Raw genomic sequence first — 16,225 nt, forward strand, 5'->3', positions numbered from 1 at the left:
CACCTCGCAATGGAACGCTCACAACGCCGCGGGAGCCAGAATAATTGGACATTCGAAGTCACATCTCGTACAACCCTTCTTCCCACCCGCGACCCCTTCGCCGAAAAGCCCGCCGGACACGACGCAGCTCACTTGGGCTCCGCGCTGCTTTAGGGTGAGCTCGTCGAGCTTGCGTATCTGCGGAAAACGGGTCAGGTTCACGGCATGTGCGGCGACGCGAGCGGCCTTCAGGCCCTCGATGACCGATGCCGTCGTGGGCACTCCACCTGTATGTTCCTCCCGCGTTACGGAGTTGAGAACGGAAGCGCCGCCGAGAAACGCCATGATCGCTCCGCCGATCGCGTTCGTCACGTGGTCGAAACCGATAGAGCTGTCGGTCACCATGGGGCCGAGGGGCATGAAGGGGCAGTCGGCCTCGGCGATGAGGTCGCAATATTCGGCGATCTGGTCCATGGCCAGATGGCCGACGCCTTCCATGAGGCAGGAAACACCGCGAGACCGCAGCTCCCTGACGATTTCGATCTGCCTCGCGGTCTCCAGCCGATGAGCCTCGTCGAGTCCGGCGGCTATATCTGCCGGCCGGAACGTCGTGCCGACCGAGACGGTCGCCTCATGGCGGAGGAACAACTTCGCGATGTCGTCGAAGCCTTCGCGGAAGGCGTTGATGCGCTGACCCTTCTTCAGTTGCGTCCGGATCGCCAGCCCGCCACCCCGGGATGTCACCGGTACCGCTCGTGACTTCGCAGCGATCTCGTAAATGTCCATATCGGACGTGAAGTGGAGGGTCATGAAAGCAACGCCACCCTCGAGCATTTCCTCGATGCGCTCGAGTAGCGGCTCCTTGAGAAGGCCGTGTCGTGGTGAATATGCTGTATATTGCGGAAGAGTACCGACCGGGCCGGCGAAGGTCTCGACCATATCTCGCCAGAAGTTTTTTTCCTTGGGATCGATGGTGTGATCCATGACGAGATCGGGGCCGAAGGCGCTCTCGCTGAGGAATTCAATCTTTCCTTGTTCACCCGCGCGGGGCGTCCAATGCGAAATGCCGATGTTCGTGTTTATCTTGATGGGAACCACGCGGCCGACCGCGACGTTCCGCTTTCGGCCTCGCAAGATGACAGCGCTACCTCGATCAACGGCCGCGACAAGATCGCCGGCGCCGACATATCCCGCCCGCACGTCATTGATCTCGGCAATGCTGGCCACGTCACCCATGATCGGAGGGTACTACCTTGATTGTGGGTGAACAACGATCGATGGGGCGGCATCCAGCGCCAAAAGTACTGCCTTTTTCAAGCTGATCTTGCTGCTCAGCCTCAATCCACCGACGCAGTTGACGGCAATCGCTAGTTGATCATTGCGGTGTTGAGTCGTTCGGGGGCGTGCGGGAGTTGTCGATCACGTGATCGGTTTGCTCCGGGTGATTGTTCGGGGGCGGTAGTGGGGGTTGTGGCCTGTGACTGTGCCGTCTGATTCCGGTTGGTATAGGGGTTTCAGCCGGGTGTGCTGTGGACGGCGGTGAACAGGTTGTCGAACCCGGCGGCCCGCCGCCAGTGGCCGGGTAGGTGCAGGTGGATGGTGCGGGCTCGGTGCGCGATCCGGACGGCGACGTTGATGATCCTGGTCCGGATTGTCGCGGGCCGGGCGGTGGCCGTAGGCGCCCGCGGCGAGGTGGCCGGTGGCGCAGGCGAGGTTGTGCGCGATCGCGGCGCAGGTCAGCCAGGCGTCGGCTGATACATCCGCGAATGCATACAGAACGCTCCCCTCTTCCGACATTCGCTGCCGGCTCATGTCACCCACTCCGCTGCGGCGAGCCTCGATTCGTTACTGCGTCCGTTACGCCATCCGGTCAAGGACCGGCTCTGACAACGTGTCCGCGGCGGCGCGTGTAGCCGACCGCACCTTTTGCAAGCATCCTAGGAAAGGATGCTTGTGCGATCGAGGAAGACGCGGCATTGCCTCTACCGCGGCCAGTCCTCGCAGGCCTTCTCAACTCCGCCAGGACTCGACTTTGAGCCCGCCAACTAGGCTGGAGCCGAGAACGTTAGCTCGCTGCGTCAGCTACTGCCAGGGCGGGACGATCTTGAGAGCCGTAGTGAATGAAATCTGGGAAGTTGATCTCTACCATCGCAGGTAAAGGAGTCTGCTCCCCGCGCACGCGGGGGTGGTCCCTGCGCGTTGGACTCGACGATCGCAGCCCCTGACTGCTCCCCGCGCACGCGGGGGTGGTCCGGAGCAGCCGCGATGGCTGAGGACACGAGCACCCTGCTCCCCGCGCACGCGGGGGTGGTCCGTGCCTGATCCACAAGTGATGGGAGCGGTGCTGCTGCTCCCCGCGCACGCGGGGGTGGTCCGAACACCCGGCACCTCCACATCGTGAAGGGAGACTGCTCCCCGCGCACGCGGGGGTGGTCCGTACGGCGCGGCGCCGCGATGGACGCCTGAGCGCTGCTCCCCGCGCACGCGGGGGTGGTCCGTTCCGGCGCTTCCGCCGCCTGCCCTCCGGAGACTGCTCCCCGCGCACGCGGGGGTGGTCCTCGCTCAGCGCGGCTGAGATCCCAATGCAGTGTCTGCTCCCCGCGCACGCGGGGGTGGTCCGGCCACTGGTGGTCCGGCGCTCAGCCGGTCGCGCTGCTCCCCGCGCACGCGGGGGTGGTCCGAAGTGGACCGGTGGCGGAAGAACCCCGCCGCCCTGCTCCCCGCGCACGCGGGGGTGGTCCTCGTGGGACGGCTCCGCTTCCTCACCACCGAGACTGCTCCCCGCGCACGCGGGGGTGGTCCTGACCGATCCGAAGCGCCGCCCTGGCCGCCCGACTGCTCCCCGCGCACGCGGGGGTGGTCCCGGACCAAGCGCCCGGTCATGGGCAAGATCTGCTCCCCGCGCACGCGGGGGTGGTCCCTGGACGAGGAGCCCGACACCCGCAAGCCCGTCCTGCTCCCCGCGCACGCGGGGGTGGTCCGGCGGACCCCGAGGGGTAGCTCACGCTCGGTAACTGCTCCCCGCGCACGCGGGGGGTGATCCGTCGGCCGGGCCCGCACCTCCCGGCCGGAACTGCTGCTCCCCGCGCACGCGGGGGTGATCCCAGTTCGCCGACCTTGAGCGCCACTCGTGCCCCCTGCTCACCGCGCATGCGGGGGTGATCCGGTCACGACGGTCGCCCCGACCGGCACGATCGCCTGCTTCCCGCGCACGCGGGGGTGACCCCCTGGTGCGGAAGATCGACGCCGCGTACCAGTCCTGCTCCCCGCGCAGTGGGGGTGATCCCGAGCTGTACACCGACCGGGATGTCGAGCGGCCTGTTCTCCGCGCCCACGGGGTGATCCTGCGCGACGTGGATGAGCAGCCATCGCGCCCCTGCTCGCACGTACGCGACGGCGATATGCCCTGTATCGACGATTCGCTGCGTTCGTTGCCTGTTCCCATCCGCGCTGGAATCCGTGCGGTGGCTACTTCTTCCAGGCCGACCCGAAGTCCCCCTCGCCACTGCGGGCACAGCTGCTCGGCGTTGCCCGATCGAGCTGCACATAGAGGTCCGACGTCTCAGTTCGTGTGCAGTGAATTGTGGATGGTCGACGTTCGTGGACGGCTAAACGTTCCACAACGACCGTCGATCGGATCATGGTCGCCATGCTTGGTGGTACCTAGAGTGGTGCGGTGCTAACCGTCGGCGTTGACCTCGCAGCCGCAGACAAGCGCACGGCGATGGCCGCAGTTGAATGGCTGCCAGGCCGAGCAGTAGTGCGCGACCTGGCCCTCGGGGTCAGCGACGCCCAGATCGTTCAGGCAAGCCGCCGCGCGGACAAGACCGGGCTCGACTGTCCATTCGGATGGCCGGCACCCTTCGTCGCACTCGTCACGACCCACCAGGCTGGCCATATCGCCGCGAGCGAAGGCGAGGGCGGCCTATGGCGGCGCCGCTTCGCCTATCGCCAGACCGACGAGGTGGTACGCGAGCAGACCGGAATCATCCCGCTCAGCGTCGCTGCGGACCGCATCGGGCACGCCGCCTTCCGCTGTGCCGGTCTGCTGTCGCTGCTCGCCGCTGACGGTCAGGATGTGGATCGCTGCGGAGACGGCAGGATCGTCGAGGTGTATCCGGCGGCGACCCTGAACTGCTGGGGCTTGACCCACCGCGGTTACAAGGGGCGGCGTCAGCAGGCACAACATGCCGACCTCGTGACTGCGCTGCAGGCTGCCGCGCCCTGGCTGGAGCTGGGTTCTTTCGAGGCGTTGGCTCGGCGCAGCCACGACGCGTTCGACGCAGTGATCGCGTCGTTGGCTGCCCGCGCAGCTGTGATCGGTAAGGCCACGACGCCGGATGACGAGCAGCGGGTCGCCGCACGGTCCGAGGGGTGGATCGCGTTACCGACGTCCCCTCTGAGTGGCCTTATGGATGCGGCAGAAGCGTAGGCGGAGGGTAATCGTGGCTTCAGGATTGAGCTGGCTGGACAGCTCCCGCAACGATCAGCAGCGGATGCGCGAGCTGCTCAAACTCTTCAGCGACACAGAGAGCCGGGACGAGCTGGGTATCGGCCAGGTCCGCGACGCGTTCAGCGACCTGCTCTTCCCCGGCACCTCCGTCCTGCAGACCCGGGCGCGGTACCTGCTGATCGTGCCCTGGTGCTACCAGGAGTCCGAGCGGCGGGGATGGCGCGGCGACCGCCTCACTAAGCACGTGGACCGCAGCGAGCGGAAGGTGATCTCCGCCCTGATGAAGGGCGACGACACAGAGGGCGTAATCGGCCGTCGCGCTGGTGTCGCGGTACGAACGCTGCCGTCGACCATCTACGCGGCCGCGTTGCAGCGCTACGGCATCCGTATCGATGACGGCGATGTGGGCTCATCGGATCGCCGGTTCAGCGTTGGCTCGGACGAGGCGGATGAGCTGACCGAGCGAGTACACGGCGCCTGGCACGCGACGTTGCCGGCCGCGCCGAAGGGCTTTCCGGACGAGGTCGAGGGTGGATTGAAGCTTCGGCCGGAAGAGGGGCGATGGCTGCGCGAGCGGCTCCTGGCCGCGGTGCCGGACACGCTGCTGGCATACCTTCTCGAGCCCGCGCATCGCCCCGGTTGGGACAGTGAGGCGCCGTGGGAGGAGCCGGCAGTGGCGGCCGCGCCGGGTCCGATCGGTCCGGTGGTACGAGACGCCGCGCTGTTCTCGCTGGCGATCCACGGAGCGGCGTTGCTGTACAACCTCCTCGTGGCCCAACGGTACGAGGCTGCCGGCTTGACCGAACGTGAGGAGCCGGTGGCCCGATACCGCGACCTGCTGCTGGACTGGAATCAGCGTGTGTCGACCGAGCACGGCCTCAAGGGCTGGGACCGATCGGGCATGTGGGACCGGCTGATCGACAAGAACCCGCGAATCGCATCGAACGCATCTGCCCGACGATTCATCGACCGTTGGCTCGACGCGGTCACGAGCGGAGCCGCGCACGACGCCGTCACGGACGAGAGCTTGCGCAATTTGGTGGCCGAGCGGGAACGATCGGTCAAGAAGGGTCAGTCGCGGTTGGTCAACGACAAGCTGTTGCGTACGTGGAGTGGCGCCTCCGGCAGCAGGCCCTTGGTCTACCGCTGGCCGCAGGTACGCCGGATCCTCATCGACATCCACGACGGCTGCGCCGCCGACCTGCCGGAGGCTGCCGGTGCTCGCGCCTGATACTCGCTCCCTGCTGCTCGACGCATTGCGCCCGCCGCCGGGTATGCGGATGTCCCGCGCCGTGGCTCTGACGTTCACCCTGGATCTGGAGAGTCTGCTGATCGCCCCGCTGGCCTTCGCCGCGCAGGGCTTACGCGAGTCGACGGACCCGATCGCGGTGATGGAGGGCGTACGACGCTGTGCCGACCGAATCGATGTGTTCTGTCAGACCGGGCAGATCGCAGTTCCGCCGACGAAGTCGGCGCTGCTGGCATTCGTCGAGCCCATGGTGCACCAGGTCCGCCGTCCCAGACCGGGTCGTCTGTTCCACCCGAAGCTGTGGGCTCTGCGCTTCGAGGACGAGGCCACCGGTGAGACGTCACTGCGCCTGCTGGTGCTGAGCCGCAACCTGACCAAGGACCGCAGCTGGGATGTGTGCCTGCGCTTGGAGGGCTATCCGGGCACTCGCCGGGTGGCCGGCAACAAGCCCCTCTTCGACCTGCTGCAACGCGCGATGCTGCTGGCAGTCGCACCGCTGCCTACTGATCGGCAGGTGGCGATCGAAGCGCTGGGCGAGGATCTGCGTCGAGCCGAGTGGGAGTACCCCGACGGCGCCTCGGCGATGTTCTTCCACGCGCTGGGGGTGCCTGGTGCTCACCGAGTGGACTTCGCGGGCACACGACATCTGGTCATCTCGCCGTTCTGCACGCCGGACGGCCTCGATCGGTGCGCGCCGAGCGGCAAGCTGGCGGTCGTGAGCCGCCAGGAGACGCTCGACTGCCTACCCGAGGAGAGCCTGACCGGCGCCGAGGCCTTGGTGGTCAACGAGCTCGCCGGTTTGCCGGTCGAGGAATCGCCGTCGAGCCAGGATGTGCTCACTGGGCTGCACGCCAAGGTGTACGTCGTGGAGAAAGGCCACCAGGCCCGGGTTCTCCTCGGCTCCGCCAACGCGACCGCTGCGGCGTTCGACGGTAACGTCGAGCTGCTGGTGGAGCTGGTTGGTGGCCGCACTCAGTGGGGCATCGATGCCCTCCTCGGCCCCAAGGCAGCGTTCCGCGAGATTCTCGAACCCTACGAGCGTCAGACCAGCGCCGATGCGGATCCCGAGGCAGACCGGCTGCGAAACCTGATCCGCGACCTGGCGGCCGTACCGCTGTTGGCTACCGTCATGTCGGAGGCGGACAGCTACAGCATCCGGCTGACTTCTGAAGACGCCGTGCCAGATGCGCCAGGGATACGGATCACCGCGCAGCTACACACCCGCCGGGGCGAGGCGACCACACTCGCCGCAGGGCAGCCGGTCGACACGGCGTTCACCGGGCTCACACTGGTCGACATCACCCCGTTCGTCATCGTCACCGCGGAGGACAGCACCGGCCGCGAACAAGCCGTCGTCCTCGCCACCCTGGTCGGCGATCCCGAGCACCGGCTCGATCACGTCATCGCCGAGCAGATCGACACGCTGGAGAAGTTCCTGCGGTTCCTGCTGCTCATGCTCGGCCTCGGGACGGAAGCCGCTGCCGCGGTGGGCGGTGGCGGCGGCGGAGCCGGCGCATGGCGTACGGGCGGGACCGGGATCTTCGAGCTGCTTCTGAACGCTCTCGTCGACCGGCCGGAGCAACTCGATGACCTTGCCCGGCTCGTCAGTCGCATTGAGGTCAGCGGCAGCAGCAAGCGACTGCTTCCACCTGGCTTCGCCGAACTCTGGAAGGTCATCACTGAGGCGCGAAACGCGATGGCAGAGGAGGCGTGCGCGTGAAGCGGTACGACGCCGGCCCGGTCATGGCCGGCTTGAAGGACTTCCAGCGCATCACTGTCGCGCATGTCGTCGACCGCTACTTCGGCGCCGACCCGACCCGCCGGTTCCTGGTCGCCGACGAGACCGGTCTCGGCAAGAGCGTGGTCGCCCGAGGTGTGATTGCTCAGACCCTGCAGCATCTACAGGACGACGACAGCGTCGAGCGGGTCGACGTCATCTACGTCTGTTCCAATCAGGATGTAGCACGCCAGAACATCGACCGGCTTCGGGTCACCCCGGACGAGACGGTAACGCTGTCCAGCCGGCTCACCCTGCTCGCCAAGCACGCGGACAAGCTCAATGCCGCGACCGCTACCGTCGGCAAGCCGATCAACCTGGTCGCCTTCACCCCTGGCACCTCCTTCGACCAGGGCTGGCGCACCGGCACGGCCGAGGAACGTGCCCTACTGTTCCTGCTGCTTGAGCAAGCAGGCTCGTGGGACGGCTGGCGAACCCGGGCGGCGCTGCGGGCGTTGCAGGCCGGCGTCGCGACACCTGGACGCTTCGAGCGGGAGTGCGTCCGGCTGCGGGAGGAGCTGGGCGGAAAGGTCAATCGCACGATCGCTGACGAGTTCCTGCGCCGCGCCCGGCAACGGGGCCTGCTCGACAGGTTCGACGCACTGCTGGACGGCATCGGCCGACGTCTCGCGCTACCAACCGCGCTACGAGAGACTGCCCGCAAGCTCACCGGTGACCTCCGTACGGCGCTCGCCACCGCCGGCGTCGAGGTCCTCGAACCCGACCTGATCATCCTCGACGAGTTCCAGCGCTTCCGGGAGCTGCTCGACGACAACGGCGGCGAGGGCGCCGAACTCGCCCAGCACCTGTTCGACTACCGGGACGCCCGGGTGCTGCTACTGTCCGCCACCCCGTACAAGCCGTTCACCTTCGCCGAAGAAGCCGTTACCGGCGAGGACCACTACGGCGACTTCCGGCAGATCCTGCGCTTCCTCAGCGACGACGAATCCTGGCACGCCGACGTGACGAAGGCATTCGAGGCGTACCGGGAAGCTCTGGTCCGCGGCGAACCTTGCGCTGACCTGCGCGAGTGGCTGCGCCGCCTGCTGCTGACGGTCATGTGCCGCACCGAGCGACCCCTCCTCGGCGAGCACGACATGCTGCGCGAACACGTCACCCTGGCCGACGACGTCAACCCGCACGACGTACGTAGCTACGCCGCGATGCGCAAGATTGCCAAGGCTGTCGGGGCTCCCATGACGGTCGAGTACTGGAAGTCCGCACCGTACTTCCTGAACTTTCTCGACGGTTACCAGCTCGGCGCCAAGGTCCGCGCGGCGCTGAAGGGCCAGACAGTTCCCGAAGTGCCAACGCTGCTGGGCACGGCTCAATTGCTTGATGCCGAGACGATCCGTCGACGTGAGCCCGTCGATCTCGGCAACGGCCGGCTACGGCAGCTCGCCGCCGACACCGTTGACCGGGGGTGGTGGAAGCTCCTATGGCTGCCACCGTCGCTGCCCTACCACGCTCTCGATGAGCCGTTCGCTACCGCGGCGCGTAGAGGCATTACCAAGCGGCTGCTGTTCTCATCCTGGAGCGCCACTCCGACCGCGGTAGCGGGCCTCCTCAGCTACGAAGCCGAGCGCCGGCTGGGCACGGCCGGAGAGGGGCACCGCCACCTCGACTACCGCATCGAACACGAGCGCCCCGCGGCGATGAGCGTCCTCGCGCTCTTCTGGCCCCATCCCGCTCTGGCGGCACTGTGCGATCCGCTGGCGTTGGCTCGGCAGCGACCGGACGACCTCGCGCTGCTGGACGACTTCGAATCTGAGGTACGGGACCGGCTCCGTGCTCACGCCACAGCCGAAGAAGGGTCCGGCCTGCCAGCGCCTGCTGAGCCGTGGGAGCTGCTCTTCCGATGGCCGGGCGCCGATCCCGCCGTCGACGACGCTGCTGCCGCCCTTGGCTCGTCGGCAGACGAGGAGCATTCGGCAACAGGTCTGGACCGACACGTCGCCCGGGCGCGGGATCTGACGAAAGAGGCTGGCTACCCGACGCAGGACCAGCTGGACGGGCTGATCGACAGCATCGCGGCAATCGGCCTGCACGGCCCTGGCAACATCGCCTGGCGAGCTTTGTCGCGGCTGATCGAACCCGGCAGCCAGGTCACACCGGCGGGGCATTGGCGTGCAGCCGCGCTCCTCGCCAATGGTCTGCGTTCCCTGTTCAACCGGCCGGAGTCCGCACAGCTACTCGACCACCTGGCGATGGGCAAGGTCTACTGGCAGGCAGTGCTGCGGTACTGCGCGGCCGGCGGGCTGCAGGCCGTCCTCGACGAGCACCTGCACACGTTGCGCAGCACAGCCTCGGACACCCCACTCGACGACTGCGAGCTGTGGAAGATCGCCGACGAAGCACGGCAGGCGATGGCCAGCCGACAGTCGACGTACGAAGCCTTCGACCCACACAACCCGGAGCAGCCCATCAAGCTGCCCGGACGGTTCGCCCTACGCTACGGCGGCCGCGGCGAGGAGCAGTCCCAGGTCAACCGCAAGATGGTCGTACGTGGCGCCTTCAACAGCCCGTTTTGGCCATTCGTCGTCGCCACCACCAGCGCCGGCCAAGAAGGCATCGACTTCCACCAGTGGTGCTCAGCGGTCGTGCACTGGAACACCCCGGCCAACCCCGTCGACTTCGAGCAGCGCGAAGGACGCGTACACCGCTTCGGCGGGCATGCCGTACGGCGCAACGTCGCCGCCACGCACCGGGCCGACGCCCTGCGCTCGGCGCATCCGGACGTCTGGAGAGCCCTGTACGACGCCGCTCGAGCAGAGTCCAGAAAGCTGGGTGACTTCGCGCCATACTGGGTGTTTTCCGGACCAGCGAAGATCGAACGACACGTCCTGCCCTATCCGCTCAGCCGCGATCAGGCGCGGTTCGACCGGCTCAAGGCGGACCTGGTGAGGTATCGGCTCGCGTTCGGCCAGCCGCGGCAGGAAGACCTGCTGCTCCTTCTGCAGCGGCAGGCGATAGGCGAGAACGACGTGCCTGATGTTTTGGATCTGCGGCCTCAACGGCCGACCGCTTCCCGGTTGTGAGACGGACGCTCGACTCGAGCCGGAGGAGGTGCAGTGAACGCCCGGACCCGTTCGCCCAAGTCGCACTGATTCACTACGCTCAGGTGGAGGTTGTCGGAGCGTCAGCTAGGCGTGAGACCGAGGGCAAGGGAAACGATCTTGCGAGCCATAGTGAATGAAAGCCGCGAAGTCGATTTCTAGCGGCCCAGGTCAAATAGTCTGCTCCCCGCGCACGCGGGGTGATCCCCCGGAGCGCACCCGCGCGACGCTGGACGCGGTCTGCTCCCCGCGCACGCGGGGGTGATCCCGCGATGCAGGTCGGTGACACCTTCCAGGTTGCCTGCTCCCCGCGCACGTGGGGGTGATCCTGAGGGGGCAGATAGGTGTGGCTGGCCGTTTCCCTGCTCCCCGCGCACGCGGGGTGATCCCCCCGAGCCCGCCCCCGCCCGCGCGCCCCGCGTCTGCTTCCCGCGCACGCGGGGGTGATCCTCAGGAACGGAGTGTTAGCCGGCGTGCCGCGACCTGCTCCCCGCGCACGCGGGGGTGATCCCCGGAGACCGTTGGTCGCGTCCCCGTTGATCTTCTGCTCCCCGCGCACGCGGGGGTGATCCGCGCCAGATGACCGTCTCGATCCGGGCCGACGGCTGCTCCCCGCGCACGCGGGGGTGATTCCACCCACCGTCCGCCGCGGTCGATCCGTTCCACCTGCTCCCCGCACATGCGGGGGTGATCCGTTGAACAGGCCGCTCGCCAGGTCGCCCACGGGCTGCTCCCCGCGCATGCGAGGGTGATCCGTACCGGACAGGGCACGCCGGCTCGACCGAGGGCTGCTCCCCGCGTATGCGGGGGTGATCCCTGCATGGTCTTGACTGAAGGGTTCGACGACCCCTGCTCCCCGCACATGCGGGGGTGATCCCGGCGGCCTTCGGGTTGGACAGCTGGAGCAGGCCTGCTCCCGCGCATGCAGGGGTGATCCCCTGCTCGCCGTGCTGGGTCCGGTGATCTCCGCCTGCTCCCCGCGCATGCGGGGGTAATCCTGACCTGGAGCGCGACCGCGGACCCGATCTTCTCTGCTCCCCGAGCACGCGGGGTGATCCCGCGAACGCGATCCTGAACGCCCTGTGCCGGGCCTGCTCCCCGCGCACGCGGGGGTGATCCCTGCATGGTGCTCACGGAGGGCTTCGATGACCCCTGCTCCCCGCGCATGCGGGGGTGATCCGCAGCGGCGACCGTACCGGGTGAAGCGACTCCGCTGCTCCCCGCGCACGCGGGGGTGATCCCAGGCAGGCCACCATGACCCGCCATCCCTGGAACTGCTCCCCGCGCACGCGGGGTGATCCCACGCCGACGACGGACCACAGCACCGCCAGGCCCTGCTCGCCGCGCACGCGGGGGTGATCCCAGCCGCTCGGCCTCGGTCGGCCGTACGCGCTTGTGCTCCCAGCGCATACAGGAGTGATCGCTTGCCGCGACTAGATCAAGATCACGACGATCCGGTTTCGTTGGTTGCCGTAGCTGCGCGGCCGCGCCGGCCAAAGCGACGGCGCTTGGCCGCCTTGCTCCGACCTCCCGCGGCTGCTGGATTGATCACTGGCACCGCGGGTCGGCGCATAAGTGTCACACCCTCCACATCTACCGGCGTCCATTGATGGTCGTGCGCGACGATCGACAGTCGCTGCTCGCCTCGCACTTGAAACACCATGAGGGCGCGTCCGGCACCCGCCATTTCGGTCACCCGATTCCACAACCTGTTCCATACGCGGGCGCTGACGTGTCCGACGTACACGCCGGCTGAGAGTTCGAAGAGCCACTGCGTCAGGTGGCCTCGAAGTCCGGGTGGACATGACGTGAGGATGATGACCGTCATCAGAAGTCGACCTCACCCGTGTTGGCGTAGTTGCGCCCAGCGCCAGCTCGATCCCGCTCCCGTCCCACAATCGGAGATCCTCCGCCTCCTCTTCGACCTCGCCGCCACTCTGCTGTTGAAGGAGCAGCATGCGGATGTCGCGTACGCATCGCGCGAAGATGGTGTCGTCTCCGCCTGAAACTGGCCCCGTGGTTCCGGGCGGGTTCCAGGAACAGAGGGGTCAAGGTTGAGCGGGCGCTGACGGCTGGCCCCGTCATGCACGCGGTCGCGTCCGGCGCTGCGAGTGTCTGATCCGATGTCGGTCGAGTCGCTGGCTACGACGTCGAATGTCACGGGAATCCTGATCTTGGCCTGCCTTGTGTTAAGGCGAGGATGACGAGGGCTGACTAAACGAGCCGAGATCGGCGCTGGCGCGGGGCGGTAGAACGACGCCATGGGCGCGGATCTGACTACTGGCCAGCCCAGCGACGGAGGCCGGTGCCTCAGGAAGGCTGAGGGCTGAAGGGCTGAGAACGAACTCTGGAATGCGCCGAAGCTCGCTGACGGTGGAGAGCGACCTACATCCATGCGCCTGCTACGCTAGCCGACGTCCAACGTGGACAGGCTCCGACTAGACAGTTGAGGGAAGAGTATGAACCGCTTCGGTGTCAGCATCTCCGTAAGTCTTCCGCAGGTCGAAGTCCTGTGCGTGGTGATCTTGGTCGTCTACCTCATCGTTCGAGCCTGACCAGCGCACAGAAGGTCGACTAGCAAAAAGTGTTGGCCGAAGGGTATCCCCCTTCGGCCAACACACCCCCGCCGACGCGGGGAAATGATCCATTGGCTCGCAGGCGCCGACGAGACATGGGCCACCCCCAGCTTTCTCGCCGGGGACTAGCGCCAGTATGTCACCTTTCCGACAAGTATCTTGGGCGGGCCCACGGAAGCGGAGATTCTCGACCGTCTGCTGACAATCACGGAGCGCAAGGACAGCTTGCTAGTCCCACGTACTCGACTAACGCGGAGAGCGAGCCAAGACGGAGTGGCAGGTGTGGTGTCGGATCCTGAAGAGATCGATCTCCGGATCTTCTGGGGGAAGGCTGGTGCCCCGAAGCAGGGTGAAGAGACCATCCCGCATCCACTGATCTGTCACACCATCGACACCGCCGTCGTCGCCGAGTTGCTCTACGAGCGACTACTGAGCTCGGCGTGTAGGAGCGAACTTGATGCCGCCTTCAGGCCGCTCGGGGGCACCACGGTTCAATGGACAGCCCTGCTGTGCGGCCTGCATGACCTGGGGAAGCTGTCACCCGCATTCCAGGCGCTTCGCGCGGATGTGGCAGCACGACTCCTGCCGCCAGAGGCCGTGCAGGAGACGGAAAGGTTGAGCCGTCTACGGAGCTGCGCCAGGCGGACCGATACCTTCCACGGCGTCCTGACCGCACTTCACATCCGCCGTTTGCTCCTTGGATGGGGCGCGCAACCCCGCACTGCCCACACGCTGGCCCAGGTTCTCGGCGGCCACCACGGCGCCTTCTTCTCCGACCAGGTTCTCCGTGACGTAGAGGCAGCCGTCTTCGATCACGGTGGGCAGCGGTGGGCGGGGTGGATTGACGAGTTGTTCTGCCAAGCTTCATCGCTGCTCGGGCTACCTGATCCCCGTACTGTTCCATGGTCGGCGGTGACGCTCGGAACGGGCGGCGCTGTCGCGCTTGCCGGACTGACGACGGTGAGCGACTGGATCGCGTCTGGCTCGATCAGCAAGGCGACGCACGCGGGCAGCGGTGTCGATTTGCGTGCCTACATGCAGTTGTCCCGAGACCGCGCGGTCGAGCAGGTCGTGAACCGGCTCGGATGGTCGGAATGGGCGATCGTGGAGGATCTCAGCTTCCAGCACCTGTTCGGCCAGCAGCCTCGGCCGCTGCAGAGGGCAGTCGAGGACCGGATCCTCGCCAAATCTCGACCGGGCATCCTCGTCATTGAGGCTCCTACCGGCGACGGCAAGACGAAGACCGCGCTGCAGTCGGCCATAAGCCTGATCCACAAACTCCGACTGGCCGGCTTCTTCGTCGCGATGCCGACGCGAGCGACGAGCAATCAGATGTTCGATGAGGTAGAAGACCTGGTGAAGCGGCTGGACCACGCTTTGCCAGTCAAACTCCTGCATGGCACGGCTGGAGAGTACCTGGCTGACCGCCGGGCGCGAGCCGCCCGCGCCGAGGCGGTCAGCCCGGAGAACATCGGCACTGACGATCCAACCGGTAGCCAGGACCAGGCAGTTCGAGAGTGGTTCACCCGGCTGCGGGCCCTCCTCGCCCCGCTCGCCGTGGGCACCATTGATCGGGTTCTGCAAGGTGGGATCCGCTCCCCCTGGGCGCCAGTGCCTCTGGTCGGGCTTTCGAACCGAGTGCTTGTTCTAGACGAGGTGCACGGCTACCAGGTCTACATGTCGACGATCTTGGATCGACTACTGCAGTGGTTGGGCTGGCTGGGTGTACCGGTGATTCTGCTGTCAGCGACGCTCCCGCGGCTTCGTCGCGAAGAGTTGCTTCGTGCCTGGTATTCCGGTGCACGGCATAGCCGCCCCAACCAGCTTGAGCTCAGCCTGCCACCGCTGGCCTACCCGCATGCCATCTGGCTCGATGCGACTGGGACTCCCGATGTCATCCAGGCCGAGGCATCGAGCGCCAACACCGCCCGTGAAGTCGAGCTGATGCACCTAGCCGACGACCAGATCGCCGGCTGGGCGCTGAAGGAGGCAAGCAAGGGGCGGGCAGTCGCAGTGATCCACAACCTCGTTCGCCGCGTCGATCAGACCGTGGCCTTGCTAGAGGCGGCAGTGGCTACATTGCCCAAGCGGGACCGCCCGCGAGTCGTCTCGTTGACGGGCCAGCTCGCGGCAGCAGCACGCGCCGATGTCGAGCTGGAGCTGCGTCAGATCGCCGGCAGGGGCGGACAGCGAGCCTCTCGCTCGGGATACATCGTCGTTGGCACCCAAGTCCTCGAGCAAAGCTTGGACCTCGACTTTGATTCGATGGCTACCGACCTCGCCCCGGTCGACAGCCTGATCCAGCGGGCTGGGCGACTACATCGCTTCAGGCCGACCGACCCGCTAGCCCGACCCGTACTTGTTGTGACCGGGGTGACCGAAAAGGCTTCCGGGCCGGACTGGCCCAGCTATACGCGCTCCATCTACCAGGACATGATCCTCCTACGTACCTGGGCGCTGCTCCGCGAGCAGCGGCGCCTACGTATGCCCGATGATGTGCCCAGCCTCGTCAACGCCGTGTACTCAGATCCCGACAGCATCTCCTTCCCACCGACCTGGAAAGCGCGATGGCATGTGGCACAGGGCAAGCTCGATGCGGCCAGAGAAGCCGAGCGAAAGCTTGCGACGGCGCTCTACCTACCACCACCAACCAAGCCTGGTGCTCTCTTGGACCTGACAAGACATCCGCGGTACACGGGTCAGACCCGGAAACCGGACGGGCGCGGTCGACGTGATGGATGAGTTCGCGGGCAGCCACCCCATTGACGATTGGGTCGACATCGTGGTGCTGCGTGCCGTCGACGGTCACACACTCCCGGCAACGGGGACCATTCCTGTAAATCTGAACGCCGAGGGGCCACCGGGAGCCGAGCTCCTAGCCGAGCTCATGGATGCGACGGTGCGACTGGCCCCGGGAGAAGGATGCTCCCAGTTCATCCGGGATCGCCTCCGCGCGATCCCGACGCCCCCGCTTTTTGCGGCATCGGCCTGGTTGGCCGGTTCGCGACCAGTGGTAGTTCGGGACGGACACGGGGTCGCTGCTGGCCTGTCGGTGCGTTACTCCACCGCTACCGGCCTTCGAGTTGTCGACCCGGCGGCCGGTGGCGACATCGATCAAGATCAGGACGGATGAAG

8 protein-coding genes and 1 CRISPR repeat array are annotated in these 16,225 nt (G+C 66.7%); of the genes, 6 read left to right on the plus strand and 2 right to left on the minus strand.

Going from position 1 to position 16,225, the window contains the following annotated elements:
• Window positions 1-18 precede the first annotated feature (18 nt).
• Window positions 19-1,215 carry a phosphomethylpyrimidine synthase ThiC gene (locus tag KBX43_RS14695; RefSeq protein ID WP_210884869.1) on the minus strand — a complete coding sequence of 399 codons (1,197 nt, stop codon included), beginning with the start codon at window positions 1,213-1,215 and terminating at the stop codon, window positions 19-21.
• A 928-nt stretch (window positions 1,216-2,143) separates the two neighbouring features.
• A CRISPR array of direct repeats spans window positions 2,144-3,325; the repeat unit is 28 nt; unit sequence CTGCTCCCCGCGCACGCGGGGGTGGTCC.
• A 330-nt stretch (window positions 3,326-3,655) separates the two neighbouring features.
• On the opposite strand from KBX43_RS14695, the gene KBX43_RS14700 reads away from it, so the two are divergent.
• The 4 genes from KBX43_RS14700 to KBX43_RS32080 are packed head-to-tail and all read left to right on the plus strand — an operon-like array spanning window position 3,656 to window position 10,496.
• On the plus strand, window positions 3,656-4,411 hold the full coding sequence (locus KBX43_RS14700; RefSeq protein WP_210884872.1) for a DUF429 domain-containing protein: 756 nt from the start codon (window positions 3,656-3,658) through the stop codon (window positions 4,409-4,411).
• The gene (locus KBX43_RS14705; RefSeq protein WP_282101031.1) at window positions 4,395-5,663 is read left to right on the plus strand and encodes a DUF6361 family protein; all 1,269 of its coding nucleotides are present in this window, start codon (window positions 4,395-4,397) and stop codon (window positions 5,661-5,663) included. The genes KBX43_RS14700 and KBX43_RS14705 overlap by 17 nt, the downstream gene beginning before the upstream one ends.
• Window positions 5,650-7,401, plus strand: a complete 1,752-nt coding sequence (locus KBX43_RS14710) for a phospholipase D family protein (protein WP_210884876.1) — start codon at window positions 5,650-5,652, stop codon at window positions 7,399-7,401. The genes KBX43_RS14705 and KBX43_RS14710 overlap by 14 nt, the downstream gene beginning before the upstream one ends.
• Window positions 7,398-10,496 carry a helicase-related protein gene (locus tag KBX43_RS32080; RefSeq protein ID WP_210884878.1) on the plus strand — a complete coding sequence of 1,033 codons (3,099 nt, stop codon included), beginning with the start codon at window positions 7,398-7,400 and terminating at the stop codon, window positions 10,494-10,496. Before KBX43_RS14710 ends, KBX43_RS32080 begins: the two co-directional genes overlap by 4 nt.
• 1,462 nt (window positions 10,497-11,958) lie before the next feature.
• On the opposite strand, the gene cas2e is transcribed toward KBX43_RS32080, so the two are convergent.
• Window positions 11,959-12,342 (minus strand): type I-E CRISPR-associated endoribonuclease Cas2e, encoded by a 384-nt coding sequence (gene cas2e, locus KBX43_RS14720; protein WP_210884885.1) that lies wholly within the window; start codon window positions 12,340-12,342, stop codon window positions 11,959-11,961.
• A gap of 1,021 nt (window positions 12,343-13,363) precedes the next feature.
• Between cas2e and cas3 the strand changes: the two genes are divergently transcribed.
• A complete protein-coding gene (gene cas3, locus KBX43_RS14725; RefSeq protein ID WP_210884887.1) occupies window positions 13,364-15,832 on the plus strand; it encodes a CRISPR-associated helicase Cas3' in 2,469 nt (822 codons plus the stop codon).
• The gene (locus tag KBX43_RS32230) at window positions 15,825-16,223 is read left to right on the plus strand and encodes a hypothetical protein (protein WP_210884889.1); all 399 of its coding nucleotides are present in this window, start codon (window positions 15,825-15,827) and stop codon (window positions 16,221-16,223) included. The genes cas3 and KBX43_RS32230 overlap by 8 nt, the downstream gene beginning before the upstream one ends.
• Window positions 16,224-16,225: the final 2 nt, after the last annotated feature.

Source organism: Micromonospora sp. C41 (assembly GCF_018070485.1).
GTDB classification, from domain to species: Bacteria; Actinomycetota; Actinomycetes; order Mycobacteriales; family Micromonosporaceae; genus Micromonospora; species Micromonospora chalcea.

Coding starts and splice junctions, on each gene's coding strand:
- KBX43_RS14695 (WP_210884869.1), bottom strand. CDS start 1,215: ATGGGTGACGTGGCCAGCATTGCCGAGATCAATGACGTGCGGGCGGGA.
- cas2e (WP_210884885.1), bottom strand. CDS start 12,342: ATGACGGTCATCATCCTCACGTCATGTCCACCCGGACTTCGAGGCCAC.
- KBX43_RS32230 (WP_210884889.1), top strand. CDS start 15,825: ATGGATGAGTTCGCGGGCAGCCACCCCATTGACGATTGGGTCGACATC.
- KBX43_RS14705 (WP_282101031.1), top strand. CDS start 4,395: ATGCGGCAGAAGCGTAGGCGGAGGGTAATCGTGGCTTCAGGATTGAGC.